15 protein-coding genes are annotated in these 15201 nt (G+C 64.2%); 3 read left to right on the top strand and 12 right to left on the bottom strand.

Translation table 11 applies throughout. The annotated features are described in order from the left end of the window. Positions 1–28: 28 nt before the first annotated feature. A complete protein-coding gene (locus MKK51_RS26480; protein ID WP_018043045.1) occupies positions 29–577 on the top strand; it encodes an HNH endonuclease in 549 nt (182 codons plus the stop codon). Between the two features lie 6 nt (positions 578–583). On the opposite strand, the gene MKK51_RS26475 is transcribed toward MKK51_RS26480, so the two are convergent. From MKK51_RS26475 to MKK51_RS26460, 4 genes are all read right to left on the bottom strand, one after another. Next, positions 584–880: a hypothetical protein gene (locus tag MKK51_RS26475; protein WP_243982773.1), complete on the bottom strand. Its 297-nt coding sequence runs from the start codon at positions 878–880 to the stop codon at positions 584–586. A gap of 84 nt (positions 881–964) precedes the next feature. Further along, positions 965–1876, bottom strand: coding sequence for an outer membrane protein (locus tag MKK51_RS26470; RefSeq protein WP_243982771.1), 912 nt, complete (start codon positions 1874–1876; stop codon positions 965–967). A gap of 212 nt (positions 1877–2088) precedes the next feature. Next, positions 2089–2943 carry an outer membrane protein gene (locus MKK51_RS26465; protein ID WP_243982769.1) on the bottom strand — a complete coding sequence of 285 codons (855 nt, stop codon included), beginning with the start codon at positions 2941–2943 and terminating at the stop codon, positions 2089–2091. A gap of 230 nt (positions 2944–3173) precedes the next feature. Continuing rightward, entirely contained in the window at positions 3174–4025 is an 852-nt protein-coding gene (locus MKK51_RS26460) for an outer membrane protein (protein WP_243982768.1), read from the bottom strand. A 230-nt stretch (positions 4026–4255) separates the two neighbouring features. Here MKK51_RS26460 and MKK51_RS26455 point away from each other — a divergent pair, with 230 nt between their 5' ends. Beyond that, entirely contained in the window at positions 4256–4579 is a 324-nt protein-coding gene (locus tag MKK51_RS26455) for an MmcQ/YjbR family DNA-binding protein (protein ID WP_243982766.1), read from the top strand. Here MKK51_RS26455 and glmM read toward each other — a convergent pair. The 7 genes from glmM to MKK51_RS26420 all read right to left on the bottom strand — a co-directional run bounded on the left by glmM (position 4576) and on the right by MKK51_RS26420 (position 13596). Further along, positions 4576–5916 (bottom strand): phosphoglucosamine mutase, encoded by a 1341-nt coding sequence (gene glmM, locus MKK51_RS26450; RefSeq protein ID WP_243982846.1) that lies wholly within the window; start codon positions 5914–5916, stop codon positions 4576–4578. The genes MKK51_RS26455 and glmM overlap by 4 nt on opposite strands. 98 nt (positions 5917–6014) lie before the next feature. Beyond that, positions 6015–7916 (bottom strand): hypothetical protein, encoded by a 1902-nt coding sequence (locus MKK51_RS26445; protein WP_243982765.1) that lies wholly within the window; start codon positions 7914–7916, stop codon positions 6015–6017. A 335-nt stretch (positions 7917–8251) separates the two neighbouring features. Next, entirely contained in the window at positions 8252–10171 is a 1920-nt protein-coding gene (gene ftsH / locus MKK51_RS26440; RefSeq protein ID WP_027174054.1) for an ATP-dependent zinc metalloprotease FtsH, read from the bottom strand. A 145-nt stretch (positions 10172–10316) separates the two neighbouring features. Next, complete coding sequence (gene tilS / locus MKK51_RS26435; RefSeq protein ID WP_243982763.1) at positions 10317–11324, bottom strand: tRNA lysidine(34) synthetase TilS; 1008 nt, start codon at positions 11322–11324, stop codon at positions 10317–10319. Beyond that, positions 11321–12289, bottom strand: a complete 969-nt coding sequence (ybgF, locus tag MKK51_RS26430) for a tol-pal system protein YbgF (RefSeq protein ID WP_243982761.1) — start codon at positions 12287–12289, stop codon at positions 11321–11323. The genes tilS and ybgF overlap by 4 nt, the downstream gene beginning before the upstream one ends. Before the next feature lie 117 nt (positions 12290–12406). Beyond that, positions 12407–12907: a peptidoglycan-associated lipoprotein Pal gene (pal, locus tag MKK51_RS26425; RefSeq protein ID WP_243982759.1), complete on the bottom strand. Its 501-nt coding sequence runs from the start codon at positions 12905–12907 to the stop codon at positions 12407–12409. Positions 12908–13230: 323 nt separating this feature from the next. Next, positions 13231–13596: an Hpt domain-containing protein gene (locus tag MKK51_RS26420; RefSeq protein ID WP_243982844.1), complete on the bottom strand. Its 366-nt coding sequence runs from the start codon at positions 13594–13596 to the stop codon at positions 13231–13233. 126 nt (positions 13597–13722) lie between these two features. On the opposite strand from MKK51_RS26420, the gene MKK51_RS26415 reads away from it, so the two are divergent. After that, positions 13723–14130, top strand: a complete 408-nt coding sequence (locus tag MKK51_RS26415) for a response regulator (RefSeq protein WP_243982758.1) — start codon at positions 13723–13725, stop codon at positions 14128–14130. 11 nt (positions 14131–14141) lie between these two features. Here MKK51_RS26415 and MKK51_RS26410 read toward each other — a convergent pair whose 3' ends face one another. After that, positions 14142–15182, bottom strand: coding sequence for a diguanylate cyclase domain-containing protein (locus tag MKK51_RS26410; RefSeq protein WP_243982756.1), 1041 nt, complete (start codon positions 15180–15182; stop codon positions 14142–14144). Between the last annotated feature and the right edge of the window lie 19 nt (positions 15183–15201).

Genomic DNA, 15201 nt, shown 5'->3' with positions numbered 1-15201 from the left:
CCTGTCGATCCGTCAAGAGAGTAGCGCCATGCTGGATCTCCAAACGCTCGTCCTCAATGCGGATTACCGGCCGCTTTCGTATAATCCGCTCTCGCTATGGTCATGGAAGGACGCTTTCACCGCGCTCTTTCTCGACAGGGTCACGCTGGTGGCCAGCTACGATGTCGAGGCACGCTCTCCGAGCCGTGCCCTGCGGGTGCCGAGTGTGGTCGCACTCAAGAATTACGTGACCCTCGCGCGCAGTCCGGCCTTCACCCGCTACAACATCTACCTGCGCGACACCTTCTCCTGTCAGTATTGCGGCTTGCGGATGCCCTCGGGTGGGCTGACCTTCGACCACGTCATCCCGCGTTCACGCGGTGGATTGTCGAGCTGGGAAAATGTCGTCGCCGCCTGCTCACCCTGCAACCTGCGCAAGGCAAACCGTACTCCGGCGGAAGCGGAGATGCCGCTCCTGCACGAACCCCACCGGCCCACGCGGCACGAACTCCATCGCCGCCAGCCGGAATTCGACCACCGCGAATACCACCACACCTGGCTGGACTATCTGTACTGGGACAGCGAGCTCGAAAGCTGACGCCGGTCAATCGTGCAGGAAGCGCGGCGGCGGTTCATTGTAGACGGGTGCATTGGGGTTGTGCGCGGGAACGAGCCCCAGGACGACCGGCGGCCCGGAGACGGGCTGCATCATCACGGGCGGCGCTGGCCGGTAGCGACGATCGCGGTAGGGAATCTGCGGCGGTAGTTTCGCACCGTGCCGGTGTACGTGCGGACCGTCGTGCATGGCGTGGACGGGATCGTGACGACCGCCTGCCTCAACTCCCGACGCGGCTCCAAGGCTGAGTATCACGACACCGACGGAGAGGGTGACACGGTTCATGGTGCGGCGTCCGTTCTGACATGCTGACGGACTATGCCGGAGCTAATGCGACGAAGCCCTTAACAGGCCGGGTGCGATTCAGTCTCAGAACTTTACGGCCGCACCGCCGCGAACGGTGTTCAGATTGACTTTGTGGCCATCAAAGTCATTGAAGAGAACGTATTGATATTCTCCACGCAGAATGATGTTCTGCGTCAAAGCGTATTCCAGCCCTGCGCCAAGTGCGATGCCGCCAACGACCTTGGTTTTACTGGTTCCGTAGGTGATGGGATCGGCCAGAGTTGATCGACCGGGATTTTGGGCATTGAAGCTGCTATAACCACTGTGGTTGACGACGGCAGCCTGCCTGGGATCACTGAGGCCGAGGTTGGCACGATACGTTGTCTGGTCGTATTCTGCGGCCTGGATCTTGACCTGATCCGCGACTTGAGCACGTCCGATGGCCAATCCGCCCGTTACGAAGGGGAGAAAAGCGCCCATCGTATAGCCCGCACGCGCCCGGATCGTGCCGAAATCTTCAAGGCGGGTCGAGGATGTGCCTTCAAGACCGACGGAGCGAAAATAGCCGTCGGTCCCCACCATGGAACGGGAGATGTAGTTGTAGCTCGCACCGGTTCTGCCGAAGTTCGTATAATCCACTTCGACGCCGATGACGGTCTCGTCGAACTGGTAGTTCCATCCCGCAAAGGCTCCATAGCTGACGCCTTCCGTCCGGGTTGAATGCGTCTGGAGCAATCCAGAGGCATTCATCTCACTCTCGAAGTAGGTCTGGCTGAGCGCGCTTGCGACAATCGGTTTAAACGCATTGTTGAAGCCCAGCGCAGCCGAACTGTACCCCGCATGCGCACCGAAATATCCGCCGTTCCAATCGATTTCGGTGGAAGCAGGCTCGTAATCCGAACCGCGCAGCACACCATAGTCGAGATCGGCCGCGTGGGCGGCCGGAACCCAATTGAGAGCCACGCCGGTAAGGAGTGCAAGGGTGACGGTACGCATCAAGGTCGTCCTCAGGGCTGCAGCCCGACTGTTCTCTCCGAACCTTGGAACGTTGGTAATCGAGTAACCTTAATGGTCCGTTGCAGTTAGCCCTCGTGAATGACCGGGACGCTTGTTCGCGTGAGCGCATGATAAAAAAGCCCGCGCGGCATGGCCGGGCGGGCTGGAGTGTCTGAAATCACGCGAAAGTCACCGCGTTCTAGGCTTCTCGCCTACTCGTAGGGATTGCCGCCGCCGTAACCGCTTCTTCCAAAAGCAGCAGCGCCGCCGGCAAAGCTGTAGCGCAGACCCACGCGGACCTCATTGGCCGAGATATCCTTCAGGCGGGTCCCGAAGCCGAAATCGTCGAGGCCCGTCTTGGCGCGACCGAGATTGACGTAACGGTAGTTCGCATCGATCGCGAAGCCCGCGCCGATCTCGTAGGAGACGCCTCCGGTCAATGCCCAGGCCAGCGACGTGACCGAACCATTGCGACGCGCGGCGGCAGGGCGAGGACCAACCACTGGGCTTCCGTCACAGAGCACGGGAACGGTGCAGGTCGTCTGGGTGTAGGCGTTGCGGAAATCCTTCTGCGCAATACCGATGCCACCGCCGATGTACGGAGTGAGCCCCCACCAAGTGCCAAGATCCGCATAGACGTTCACGAGGGCCGTGAGCACATCGAGCTTGCCGGCTTCGATGTTGTATCCGTTCGCGAAGTTCGAGCCGGACGAGTAGGTGCTGAAGCGGCTTGCCAAGCGCTGGTCGATGGTGGCGTCCATGCGCAGCCAGTTGTTGAAGCGGTAGCCGATGCCGCCGCCATAGCCGGGTTCATGGCTCAGGCGCAGGCGCACGAGCGCCGGCGTGCCCGGTTCGACGAGCGTCGCGTCCTTGGGGTGATCGAAATAGCTCTCGGTGAAATCAGCGCGCAGGTACCAGCCGCTGCCGATCTGAACCGGGGCGGCAGCCGGTGGGGGCGGCGGCGGCGGCAGGAGGTCCGCGGCGAGGGTCGGCGTGGCAATGCCGATTGCCAGTCCAGCGAGGATCGCAGCGATGGCTGCGGGGCGGTATGGGCGGGGCGCGGTCATCATGTTCCTCACGGAGGCATCGGCCGGAAAGCGCATGATACGGATGCATGCCGGCGAAGGGTCCAACTGACCAAGATGATGAAATTAAAAGGTTATGATCGCCTTAACCCTAACGGTATCCGGCCCGGGATAAGACAGATCGCGGTGCCGTTAACCTGATTGCGGGATCGGGCCGAACGAAAACGGCGCGGATACCGATCCGCGCCGCTTCCCGGGTCGTTGAGGAAAGTTCAGTACTTGCGGACGATCGGTTCCGGCATCGGCTGATACTCGGCCACCGGTGCAACGACACCACCGAGAATCCAGCGCAGGCCGACCTTCACGTCATGCGAGGCAATGTCCTTGAGATGGTAATCCGTCTTGCAGTAGGGCGGTGCTTCGCATGTGATCGTGCCGGTTTGCGCCGAACCCATGTTGAGATAGCGGTAAGCCAGTTCGAGTTTCACGTTCGGCGTGATGGAGTAGCCGAGGCCGGCATGGGCCGCCCAGGCGAAGCTGAGCTTCTGTTTTTCCGGACCGACGCCATACCCACCCTGATACAAGCCCAGACCGTTGTCGGTCACGCCGCCGAACATGTGGTGAGCAAATCCGACACCCGCGCCGACGAACGGGGTGACGCCGTAATAGGTGCCGAGATCGACGTAGCCGTTGGCCATGCCGACCACCGACGAGAACTTGCCGGATGTACGGTTGATGCCTCCGCTCGGCTTTTCGGCCGCATAGAAGATCCATTTCGCTTCCGAACGGTACTCACCGGTGACATCGAAGCGGAGCCAGGAATTGGCCTGATAGCCGATGCCCGCGCCCACGAAGGCTTGGTTGCCCAGATAATCCTTCAGGACATTGTAATTGTACGGGATCGGAGGGGTCGTCACGTCCTTCGCGACGGTGTGCCCTTCGCCCAGAATACCCGCACCGGCGTCGCCGCGTAGATACCAGGCGCCACCGATCTCGACGGGCGGGGGCAGCGGCTCGGGTGGCAGAGTGGGAAGCAGGTCGGCGGCCTGCGCGAGGATTGGCGCTCCCACGCTCGCAAGGAGCGTGATCGAGCGCGCCAAGGCGGAAAGCTTGGAACGGCGCATAATGAATCCTTCAACTCGATCGTTCGACGGACGTGTGGGAGCACCAGCCTGGATGACGATCTCACTATCTGTCGGATGAGTTAAATCCGGCTTAACGTTAAACATTAGGCTTTCTGAACCGTTAGACGTCCAGAACCTTGCCGGAACCTGCAGGCGCCATCGCCCAGTCGCGGCACTTGCCTTCGCGCCGAGCGTCTGCGGTTGTCGCGAGTATTGAGGAGGAGTGGTGGATGCGTCCTGAAGACGTGCGCGCCCTGGCGCTGATGCTGCCGGGGGTGGAGGAAGGCGCCCATATGGGCCATCCGGATTTCCGCGTCGGCGGGCGGATCTTCGCGACCCTCTGGGTCGACGAAGAGCGCGTCGTACTCAAGTTCCCAGCCGAGCATCAGGCGCTCATGGTCGAAGCCGAGCCCGACCTGTTCGACCCCGTTCCCGGCGCCTGGGGACGGCGCGGCTGGACCAACCTTTTACTCGCCGGTGCCGAAGAGGAGACGCTCAGGGGCGCCCTCCTCACGGCTTGGCGCTGTCTCGCGCCGGACGCACTGCGTGATTAGGCTGCGGCCTTGGTCACGGCATCGACGATTTCGTCCACCACTTCCGTGACGAGGTTACGGTCGTCGCCCTCCGCCATCACGCGAATGACCGGCTCGGTGCCCGAGGGACGGATGACGACGCGGCCGGTTTCGCCAAGGCGCTCGCGGCCATGGGCGATGGCGGTGACCACTGCATCCTGCTGAAGCGGCGCGCCTGAGCGGTAGCGCACGTTCTTGAGGATCTGCGGCAGCGGATCGAAGCAATGGCAGACTTCACTCACCGGCCGCTCCTGACGCTTGACCACGCTGAGAAGCTGAAGTGCCGCCACGAGACCGTCCCCGGTGGTGGCGTAATCCGACATGATGATGTGACCCGATTGCTCGCCGCCGAGATTGTAGCCGTGCTCGCGCATGTGCTCGAGGACGTAGCGGTCGCCCACCGCCGTTCGGGCCAAGCCGAGGCCAATCCCGCCGAGGAACCGTTCCAGGCCGAGGTTGGACATGATCGTCGCGACGATGCCGGGCTGCGTCAACCGGTCGTCATCCTTCCAGGACCTGGCCACGGCAGCCATCAATTGGTCGCCGTCCACCGACTGGCCCTTCTCGTCGACGATGAGAACGCGGTCGGCGTCGCCGTCGAGGGCGATGCCGATATCCGCCCGCAACTCCCTCACCTTGGCGGCAAGGGCCGCCGGTGCCGTCGACCCGACATCGTGATTGATGTTGAAGCCGTCGGGGTCGACGCCGATGGCGATCACCTCGGCGCCGAGCTCCCACAGGGTCTCCGGCGCGACGCGATAGGCCGCGCCATTGGCACAGTCGACGACCACGCGCAGGCCGTCGAGGGTGACATTGCGCGGCAGCGTGCGCTTGGCGAATTCGATGTAGCGGGCATGCACGCTCTCGATCCGCTTGGCGCGGCCGAGATCGCGCGAGCCGGCGAGCTTCTTGTGCAACTCGCTATCGATCAGCGCTTCGATCTCGCGCTCGACCTCGTCATTGAGTTTGAACCCGTCGGGGCCGAACAGCTTGATGCCGTTATCCTCGAAGGGATTGTGCGAGGCGGAGATCATCACCCCGAGATCGGCGCGCATGGAGGGAGTGAGCATGGCCACCGCCGGCGTCGGCATGGGGCCGAGCAGCATCACGTCCATGCCCACGGATGTGAAGCCGGCGACGAGGGCGGTCTCGATCATGTAGCCGGACAGGCGGGTGTCCTTGCCGATCACGACCCTGTGGCGGTGATCGCCGCGCTGGAACACCAATCCTGCGGCTTGCCCCACCTTGAGGGCAAGTTCAGGGGTGATCACCCCGTTGGCGCGGCCCCGGATACCGTCTGTGCCGAAATACTTACGCACGTTCTTCAATCCCGATCGTCACGGCCTTCATAGCCGGTTTCGCCTCGCTGAATGGTATCGAAGCATGGCAAACGAATGGTGCCGGCCCAGTGTGTTGGTCAAGCTTCGTCGCGGGTGAGGAGGCCGGTGAAGCCGGTGATGATCAGCGAGACGAGGACAGCCCCTTCGATCTGCTCGGCTATGCTGAAGTAATAGAGCGCCACCCCCCGCCAGGTCGCCGTGTTCACCCGCCAGAACCGGTCCGTGCCGGCATCGAAAAGCGGCATGAAGGTATCGAACGAATAGGCCAGCGGATCGAAGGACGGGTAGAGGTTGACGAGCTTGTCCCTCGCCTCGTCGCTGCTCGTGACGCCCGGCACGAAATCGGCGGCGGCCGTGCGGACGAAGATCTCCCCGTCCTGGCAGAGACGTGGTCCCCCCTTGCAGGATTCGAAAGCCGCGCCGGTATAGACGGCGGCCCAGACCACGATGACCACCACCGACCAGCCCACCGCCTTCCACGGATTGAAGCCGTAATCGGCCAGGACGTGGAGAAGCCAACTGATGCAGCGCAGGAACCTGCCGGTTTCGCGGGCGTGACGTTCGGCGACGCGCCGGGCGATGGCGATGCGGTGGGCGTCCTCCTCGTAACCCTGACTCGCCAGCACCTTGGCGAGATGGCGCCAAGGTTGGGGTCGAAGCCGGGTGACGAGATCGTCACGGGATTGCCCGCGCAGCCAGCGCTGCCTCGCCGTATGCGTCGGCACCGAGGGCGCTGCGTCACCATCCGGATTGTCGAGATGCTGGTACTCGAACCCGTCGAGGATGAGGTGATCGGCGTCGCGGTCCTTCGCGTCACGGAACCTGTCAGGACCGGAACCACGGCGGAGCGGCACCGGAGTCGGCCAGGCAGAGGCAAAATCGACATAGGTGCCGACCTTCAACCGCGAAAGATCGACGATACCGCGTGGGCGTCCGCATCCCGGATATCGGATGTCTTCGGCATCCGGCATGATCAGGTGAGAAATCACGGATTCACTGAGATCGAGGGCGATGAAGCGCAGGGGATCCTCCTCGGTGCCCCCCCCCCCATGCGCGGGCTCGACGAGGGCGTCCCGGGCAATTGCACTCGACAGGATGTGGCTGCCCGAAAGGTCGAGGGAGCCGCGGATCTCGACCCCCGAGAGCAGGATCGCCCCGGTGACATGGGCGCCGCACCCGATGATGAACCGTCCCTTCGTCTCCATACCGCGCCCGTCGAGCGCACCGAACGGGCCGCCCATCAGAGTGGCTCCGCTGATCTCGACGTGATGCTCTACCGTCGCACGGCTGAAATTGAGGCTGCCGTCAATCGTGCCAGGAATGGGGACGTCGCCAGGTCCGACTCCGCTACGCAGGATGATGCTGCCGATACGGCTGCCCTGGGCATTGATGGAGGTGCCGTTCGGATTGTGGAATGTCGCCCCCTCGGCGGCGAACTGCGCGGCGATATGTGCACTGACGAGGTGGCAGGTGCCCATGATGGTGGCACCATCGAGGAAGATCCCCGCCACCGTGATGTCCTGAACATCAATCGCGTCTTGGTCAGGGTTCTCGAACACCGCGCCCACGGCAACAAATTGCCCTCGGATGGCCGCTCCCAGGAAACGACAGCCACCCCTGACCCTGGCATGGTTGAGAAACGCGCCCGCCATCGAACTGCGCTGGGCGTTGATCGCGTCCCCGGTGGGGTGATCGAACACGGCCCCGTCTGCCGTGAACGTGCTGGCGATCGAGGCGCCGCGGAGATCGCAGGTGCCCGAGATGGTGGCGTGCGAGATGAAAAGCGGTCCGGCAATGGTCACGCCTTGCGCCGACAAGCCGTTGCCGATGCGGCTCTTCTCGAAGGACAATGTCCGCGTATGGCTGTTGCTGACGTCGATTCCGTCCGGGATATCCGCATCGTCGATCCAGAGCGGCCGGACGAGATCGCGGTCGGCGCAGGCGAGCAGGCCCACCACAAGGCCGCCGACGAGCCGCACGCCCTCGGGAGCGACGGGCCAGTCTGTTCTTTCCGCGCAAACGAGAGCGCGAATGACGCTCGCACGAATGGCCTCTTCGGGGGCGAGCCTCTGTATATCGCCTACGCGGCAGGCCTCGACGAAACGCCGTTCCGGATTGGTCAACTCACCGATCGCGCCCTGTGCCGCTTCGTGCATCGATGGTGGCCGCCCTCATCGCGATCATGGCGCAGACGACCCGCGCTTCGCTATTTGGTCGACCCGCGATGCCGATCAAATTGGCTTTTGGCAATCAAAAGAAAAGCGGCGAGGTTTCCCTCGCCGCTTTGTTATCTCCAAAGACGACCATGCCAGCATCACGCTTGAGGCTGAGGTTCCAGTCCGCCCTCGTTGTCCCGTGGCCGGCCGCGACCTGCCGAGGGGACGGAGGAGCCCCGGATCGGGGTCGGTCCGTCACCGGCGTCACGAATCGGCGGCTTGCCGGCGATCAGGTTCTTGATCTCGTCACCCGACAGAGTCTCGTATTCGAGGAGTCCCTGTGCCAGCGCTTCGAGATCGTCTTTATGCTCGCCGAGGATGCGGCGCGCTTCCTCGAGGCCGGTCTCGACGAGGCGGCGGACCTCGGCGTCAATCTTCTGAGCAGTCGCCTCGGAGACCGTCTGCTGACGGCCCATGGACATGCCGAGGAACACTTCGTCGTTGTTCTCGCCATAGGCCACGGTGCCGAGTTCGGGCGAGAAGCCCCAGCGGGTCACCATCATGCGGGCGAGGCGGGTGGCCTGCTCGATGTCCGACTGCGCGCCCGACGTCACCTTGTCGGCGCCGAACGTCATCTCCTCGGCGATGCGACCGCCCATCATGATGGCCAGACGCGAGGTCATCTGCTCGAAGCTCATGGACAGCTTGTCGCGTTCCGGCAGCTGCATGACCATGCCGAGCGCCCGACCGCGCGGGATGATCGTCGCCTTGTGGACGGGATCGGTCGCCGGCACGTTGAAGGCGACGATGGCATGGCCGCCCTCGTGATAGGCGGTCAGGCGCTTCTCGTCCTCGGTCATGACGAGAGTGCGCCGCTCGGCGCCCATCATCACCTTGTCCTTGGCATCCTCGAACTCGTGCATCGTAACGATGCGCTTGCCGCGCCGCGCCGCCAGCAGGGCCGATTCGTTGACGAGGTTCATCAGGTCGGCGCCCGAGAAACCGGGGGTGCCGCGGGCGATGACCTTGAGGTCGACGTCCGGCGCCAGGGGCACTTTTCGGACATGGACTCGCAGAATGCGCTCGCGGCCGACGACATCGGGGTTCGGCACCATGATCTGGCGATCGAACCGGCCCGGACGCAGCAGGGCAGGATCGAGCACGTCAGGCCGGTTGGTGGCGGCGATGATGATCACGCCCTCGTTGGCCTCGAACCCGTCCATCTCCACGAGGAGCTGGTTGAGGGTCTGCTCGCGCTCGTCGTTGCCGCCGCCTAGGCCGGCGCCGCGGTGGCGCCCGACCGCGTCGATCTCATCGATGAAGATGATGCAGGGGGCGTTCTTCTTCGCCTGCTCGAACATGTCGCGCACGCGGCTGGCACCAACGCCGACGAACATCTCGACGAAGTCCGAACCCGAGATGGTGAAGAACGGTACATTGGCCTCACCCGCCACCGCGCGGGCGATCAGGGTCTTACCGGTACCGGGAGGGCCGACCAGCAGCACACCGCGCGGGATGCGCCCGCCGAGGCGCTGGAACTTCTGCGGATCGCGGAGGAATTCCACGATCTCCTGCAGATCCTCCTTGGCCTCCTCGACGCCGGCGACGTCGTCGAAGCTCACGCGGCCCGAAGCCTCGGTGAGGAGCTTGGCCTTCGACTTGCCGAAGCCCATGGCACGGCCCGCTCCCGACTGCATCTGGCGCGACAGGAAGATCCAGGCCCCGATGAACACCAGGATCGGCAGCCAGCTCACGAGGAGCTGGATGAACCAGGGCGTATTGTCTGACGGAGGACGCGCGGTGATCTGCACGCCCTTGCTCTGCAGCTTCGACACTAGATTCGGGTCGTTGGGCGCATAGGAGGTGAAGTTGCCACCGCCGACGTAGGTACCGCTCACATCCTGCCCCGAGATCACCACCGTCTGGATCTTGCCGGAATCGGCGTCGTTCAGAAGCTGGCTATAGGCGATCTCGCTGCCGCCGCCACGATGTCCCGGATTCTGGAACAGAGTGACGAGGGCCAGCACGAGCAGGAAGATGACGACCCACAAGGCAAAGTTGCGGAAGTTCGGGTTCATCGATCAATCCCTGGGGGCGTCCGGTCCCGCGCTTGGTGGGCGGATCACGCGGACACATGTCGGCAATGTAGGCAGTGCCGACCCCCTTGCCAAGTAAATCGGGCCAGCCTGCGGCAAGCCAGTCCGGGGAAAGGTGAGCGTGCCCCTAAGATGGGGACCGGCGCGCCGGGGCAGGACGGAAGGAGAGGACGCCCTCGGCTTTCAAATCGACGAGAATGCCGCGCAGCGTGCGCCGCATGGTAGCGCCTGCGGCGAGGGCAGGCCGAAGGTCGTCGAAGACGAGCCGTTCCAGGCGTTCGAGGCGTAAAGCCCCTCCCCCGCCGGCTTCGTGCAATGCGAGGCCCACCACGCGAAGGAGGATCGCGTCCGGCAAGGCGGCCAGCGGACGGGCATCCAGGATGACGACATCGGCGGTGATACGGAGAGCGGTGAACGTGGCGCGTGCGGCGTCGCGCAACGCGTCCTCATCGCGAGCCATGCGAGCGGCAAGGCGGCGAAGCCGTTCGGGGCTGAGGCCTCCCGCCGCGAGGTCGGGCATGAGGCGGCGCAGGCGCGCGCGGGCGAAGCGGTCATCGACGTTCGAGGGATCGTATGCGGGCGCCAGCCCATGGGCTGCGCAATAGGCAATGAGCTCCGCCTTAGGAATAAGGAGAAAGGGTCTCGCTAGGCGTAGGCCCGGCGCGAGAACCCGCTCGCGCCGCATGCCCGCGAGACCGGCCGGACCGCTTCCGGCCAGGACCCGCATCAGCACGGTTTCCGCCTGATCGTCGGCGGTATGTCCGGTGAGAATGGTATCGGCACCGATCCGGTCCGCGCATTCCGCAAGGAGGGTATAGCGCGCGTCGCGTGCTGCGGCCTGGATACCGCGGTGCGGCTTGTCGCCGTCCCAGGTCAGGATGTGATGGCTTAGACCAAGCGATTTCGCGGCGAGCCCGACGCTCAGGGCCTCGGCGTGTCCCTCGGTCCGTAGACGATGATCCACCGTCGCCACCTGGATCGGATGCACGGCGCCGAACCGGGCCGCCGCATGCATCAACGCGGTGGAATCCGGTCCGCCGGAGACGGCGATGAGCAGGCGACAGGACTCAAGATAGGGCTTCAGCGCCGCGGCGAGCGTCGCGTCGATCCCATGGCTCGATGGCGCGGCGTTCAAGCGGCACAGCGCGCGCGTTTCTGCTCGCGGACCACACTCTGGCGGACACCCTGTGCGGCGGAAGGGAATTTGCGCTCCAGTTCCGCGAGGGTCGCACAGGCCTGTTCGCGAGCGCCGAGGGCGTTCAGAGAAATTCCTAGCTTCAGCATCGCATCCGGCGCCTGGGGCGAGCGCGCGTAATCTGTGGAGACCTTCAGAAATTGCTCGGCCGCCTCCCGGTTGCGGTTGCGCTGAAGGTAGCTCTCGCCGAGCCAGTAGGTCGCCGACGGCACCTGGGCGTCGCGCGGATGCGACTGGATGAACTGGCGCAGGCTCATCTCCGCCTGTTCATAATGGCGCGCCGCAATGTAGCCGTAGGCCGTTTCGTAATCCGCCCGTGCGTCCCCCGTCGTCGTTGCAGCCACGCTGGTCATCGAGCGCGACGGGTTCGGCAACGCGCCTGTCGTGGGTACACGCGAGGGGGGCGTGAGATCGACGGGGCCGCCCAGACCCGGAGGCGACAGGCCCGGCTCTTCGTCATCGGCATCGACCACCGTGGGCGGCACATTCGGTACCCGTGGCGACGGCGCAGCGGCGATGGCGGCGGAGGGGACGGTCGTGCCGAGCTGCATCGGCCCGCCGGGACGGCCCGGGTTCTGCTCCGGGTCGAAGGCATCGCTGCGCTTCTGCTGCTTGGATTGTCCGGGATTGGTGCCGGACGGGGGGGCGGCCGGCTTTCCTCCGCCGCCCTTGCCTTCCTGCAGCCGATATTCGACGTCCTCTTGGAACTTGCGAAGCTGTTCTTTGAGCTGGCGATTTTCGTATTGCAGCGTCTCGATCTGGCCCGCCATCTGTCGAGATTGATTTTCGATGCGGTTCAGGCGGACGATAAATTCAGACGCATCCTGTGCCGTCGCTGGACCGACGACGGTCAAGGGAGAGAGGACTGCGAGGAGCGTGGACGCGTAAAGCAGGCGGCGGAGCATGGGAATCGGCACCTGTGGTCGGATCGGACGAGGAGGCATCGGCAGCGCCCCGCCGATAGCAGATGTGCCGGGGCGCGGCAAAAATAGGACCACCACTGTGAAGGTTACCCCTCGTCCTCAGGAGCCGGCGCTCCGGTCGAGGACGGTCACGGCGCGCCGGTTCTGCGACCAGCAGGAGATGTCGTTGCACACGGCAACCGGGCGCTCCTTGCCGTAGGAGACCGTCCGCATCCGTCCAGCGGGGAGGCCGCGTGACGACAGGTAGTCCTTGACGGATTGGGCTCTGCGTTCGCCGAGTGAGAAGTTGTATTCGCGGGTGCCGCGCTCGTCAGCATGGCCCTCGATCAGGAAGGTGTAGCGGGGATAGCGCTGCAACCACTGGGCCTGCTTGTCGAGGGTGGCAGTAGCGGTCGGCGTCAGGTCGGTCGAATCCGACTCGAAGAAGACGCGGTCGCCTATGTTGACGACGAAGTCCTGCGCGCTGCCCGGTGTATTGGCGCCGCCGGCGAAACCCGAGGCGTCGGCGAGATCCTTGTCATTGGTGCAGGCAGCGACACTAAGCGCGGCGCAAAGGGCTGCCGCGAGCGGAAACACGCGAAAGCGTGCGGTCATGGACATGGTCTTGCTCTCCTCGTGCGGGGTGCCCGGTTCCGGAGCGTCCCCGCGGGGCCGTTCGATGGTGCGACCTGTGTAGGTCGAGCGGGTTAAGCGAAGGTTCCATCAACCTTGACGGGACGTTTCAAAGACCGAATCCCAGTGGCGGTCTGTGACACTCGGCACCTCAATTCAGCGGAATGGCGCCGTGATCTGAGAATGGTCTGTGTCGCACCCAAAATGCGGCAGCGACGCGACGGATCAGTCGCGCGCTCCGTACTCTCGGCGGGTGTGCCTTCGGCGCAACGCATCCGTGCTCCGAGGGTCTCAAAGGCGCACGACTGCCGTCACTCGCGCACCCCCAAGGCAGCGAGCGCCGTCAATGCGCGGTCGGCGGCGATCCGGCCTTCTTGCAGCGGGATGGCGATGTCGTCGCCCTTCAGGCAAGCCTGTTCGATCATCGAACAGCACCGCGAAAGATTGAGAAAACCGAGAGACCCGCTCGACGCCAGCAGCGCATGGGCATCCTGCGCTATGGCGATCCGATCGTCCTTTCCGCCGGAAAAGCGGACGCGGATCTCGACGACGAGCAGGGACAAGAGCCGTTTCAGATGGTCGTGCCCGAGAAGGACTCTGAGTTCGGCGAGCGTCGCCTCATCGCAGACCGTTCCTCTGGCCTCATCTGCCGTTGGCTCCACTGGTGCCTCGCGCATCGTCACAAGGTGTTCGAACGACCCACCGTCCAGGTCGCCTGCGGCTTCCGAATCAACGCGACCGTTGATGGAAGCTTAACCATTAATGCAGTCATTTGTTGATGTATAAAAGGGTCGATGGCCGGCATGAGTGGCGCACCGAGAGTTCTGATCGTCGAAGACAATTTCCTCCTGCTGGATATGTTGACGATCCAGTGTGAGCGTGCCGGCCTCACTGCCGTGGCGGCGTCCAGCGGCGAAGACGCTTTGACGCTTCTCAGGACTCGGGGTGCCGACTTCGACTGGTTGCTGACCGATATCAATCTTCCGGGAATGATAGACGGATGGACAGTCGCGCTCGCCTTCCGCGAGGTTCGTCCTGGCCGCCCGGTCATCTATGCATCCACGAATGCATATTTCGACCGCAGACCGCTTCGAGGAAGCCTTTCGGTCCGCAAGCCATTCCAGATACGCGAGATCGCCGCCCTTGCCAGGATGATGGCGGCCGAGCGCGGCCTACCCCCCGCTCCGGTCTCGCATCACGCATCGGCGTGAGGCGGTCGCCGTCATTTCGGCGGAGGGGCTAGGCGGAACGTCCCGCGCCCTTCCGCCTTGGCCGCATAAAGCGCCATGTCGGCCTCCGCGAAGACGTCCTCCGGGCTGCGCAGCGCCGTTATGGCGATCCCGATGGAAACGCCGATCGTGAAGGTCCCCTGCCCCCAGGCGATGGGCGACGCCATGGCGGCGATGATCCGCTTCGCCAGGGCTGCGAGGCCCTGTGTGCCGATCGTGCCGTCGACGACGATCCCGAACTCGTCACCCCCGATGCGCGCGACGAACTCCGTGTGACGGCACGTCTCCTTGAGGCGGCGCCCCACCTCCGCGAGGCAGGCGTCGCCTGCCATGTGGCCGTGAGTGTCGTTGACCTGTTTGAAGCCGTCGAGGTCGAGGAGCAGTAGGGCTCCCAGTCTGTCCATGTCGGCGAGGCGACCGTAGAAGGCGGTGCGGTTGGGCAGGCCCGTCAGGGTATCGAACTCCGCAAGATAGCGGGTTCGGTCGGCGAGGATCTTCTCCTCGGTGATGTCCTGCTTCATTCCGAAGATGCGGACCGGTGTTCCTTCCTCGCATTCCACCGTGGCGGTCAGGCGAATCCAGCGTCGGTTGCCCGAAACCGTCACGATCTCCGCATCGAGGGTAAAGCCGCCACGCTCGGCGATGGCCTGGCTCCGGAGCGCGTCGAGGCGGATACGGGATTCCGGGCTGTAGCAGCCCAAGGTCGTCTCACGGTCCACCGCGGAGCCCACCGGCAGGTCGAACATCCGGTAAACGGCATCGGTCCAGGTCAGTGCCTCATCTGCGAGGCGGCATTCCCATACTCCAATTCTGGCCACGGCCGAGGCGCGTTCGAAGATCTTCCGGCTATGGGCAAGGGACCGCGCCTGCACGTCGATGAAGCGGGCTTGGTCATCGAGACGTGCCCGGAGGGCTGCTATCAATTGGGCATCCCCGCTACGCTCAATCGTGATCTCTCCCTGGCCGGGGATATCCCCATCGAGATGGATCAGCACCGGTGAGCAGGACGGCAGGTCGGCGCAGACCTCAAGCATCGGTATCCCCGGGCCGCAG

Source organism: Methylobacterium sp. E-045, from assembly GCF_022829685.1.
In the GTDB taxonomy this organism is placed as follows: domain Bacteria; phylum Pseudomonadota; class Alphaproteobacteria; order Rhizobiales; family Beijerinckiaceae; genus Methylobacterium.
The sequence above is the reverse complement of the archived record's forward strand: the minus strand, read 5'-3'. Positions and strand labels throughout refer to the sequence as shown.

What these genes read in the sequence shown, in the direction of transcription:
- MKK51_RS26470 (WP_243982771.1), bottom strand. Translation starts at nt 1,876, where the DNA reads ATGCGTACCGTCACCCTTGCACTCCTTACCGGCGTGGCTCTCAATTGG.
- MKK51_RS26415 (WP_243982758.1), top strand. Translation starts at nt 13,723, where the DNA reads ATGAGTGGCGCACCGAGAGTTCTGATCGTCGAAGACAATTTCCTCCTG.
- MKK51_RS26420 (WP_243982844.1), bottom strand. Translation starts at nt 13,596, where the DNA reads ATGCGCGAGGCACCAGTGGAGCCAACGGCAGATGAGGCCAGAGGAACG.
- MKK51_RS26475 (WP_243982773.1), bottom strand. Translation starts at nt 880, where the DNA reads ATGAACCGTGTCACCCTCTCCGTCGGTGTCGTGATACTCAGCCTTGGA.
- MKK51_RS26460 (WP_243982768.1), bottom strand. Translation starts at nt 4,025, where the DNA reads ATGCGCCGTTCCAAGCTTTCCGCCTTGGCGCGCTCGATCACGCTCCTT.
- MKK51_RS26480 (WP_018043045.1), top strand. Translation starts at nt 29, where the DNA reads ATGCTGGATCTCCAAACGCTCGTCCTCAATGCGGATTACCGGCCGCTT.
- MKK51_RS26410 (WP_243982756.1), bottom strand. Translation starts at nt 15,182, where the DNA reads ATGCTTGAGGTCTGCGCCGACCTGCCGTCCTGCTCACCGGTGCTGATC.
- MKK51_RS26465 (WP_243982769.1), bottom strand. Translation starts at nt 2,943, where the DNA reads ATGACCGCGCCCCGCCCATACCGCCCCGCAGCCATCGCTGCGATCCTC.
- pal (WP_243982759.1), bottom strand. Translation starts at nt 12,907, where the DNA reads ATGTCCATGACCGCACGCTTTCGCGTGTTTCCGCTCGCGGCAGCCCTT.
- ftsH (WP_027174054.1), bottom strand. Translation starts at nt 10,171, where the DNA reads ATGAACCCGAACTTCCGCAACTTTGCCTTGTGGGTCGTCATCTTCCTG.
- MKK51_RS26455 (WP_243982766.1), top strand. Translation starts at nt 4,256, where the DNA reads ATGCGTCCTGAAGACGTGCGCGCCCTGGCGCTGATGCTGCCGGGGGTG.
- ybgF (WP_243982761.1), bottom strand. Translation starts at nt 12,289, where the DNA reads ATGCTCCGCCGCCTGCTTTACGCGTCCACGCTCCTCGCAGTCCTCTCT.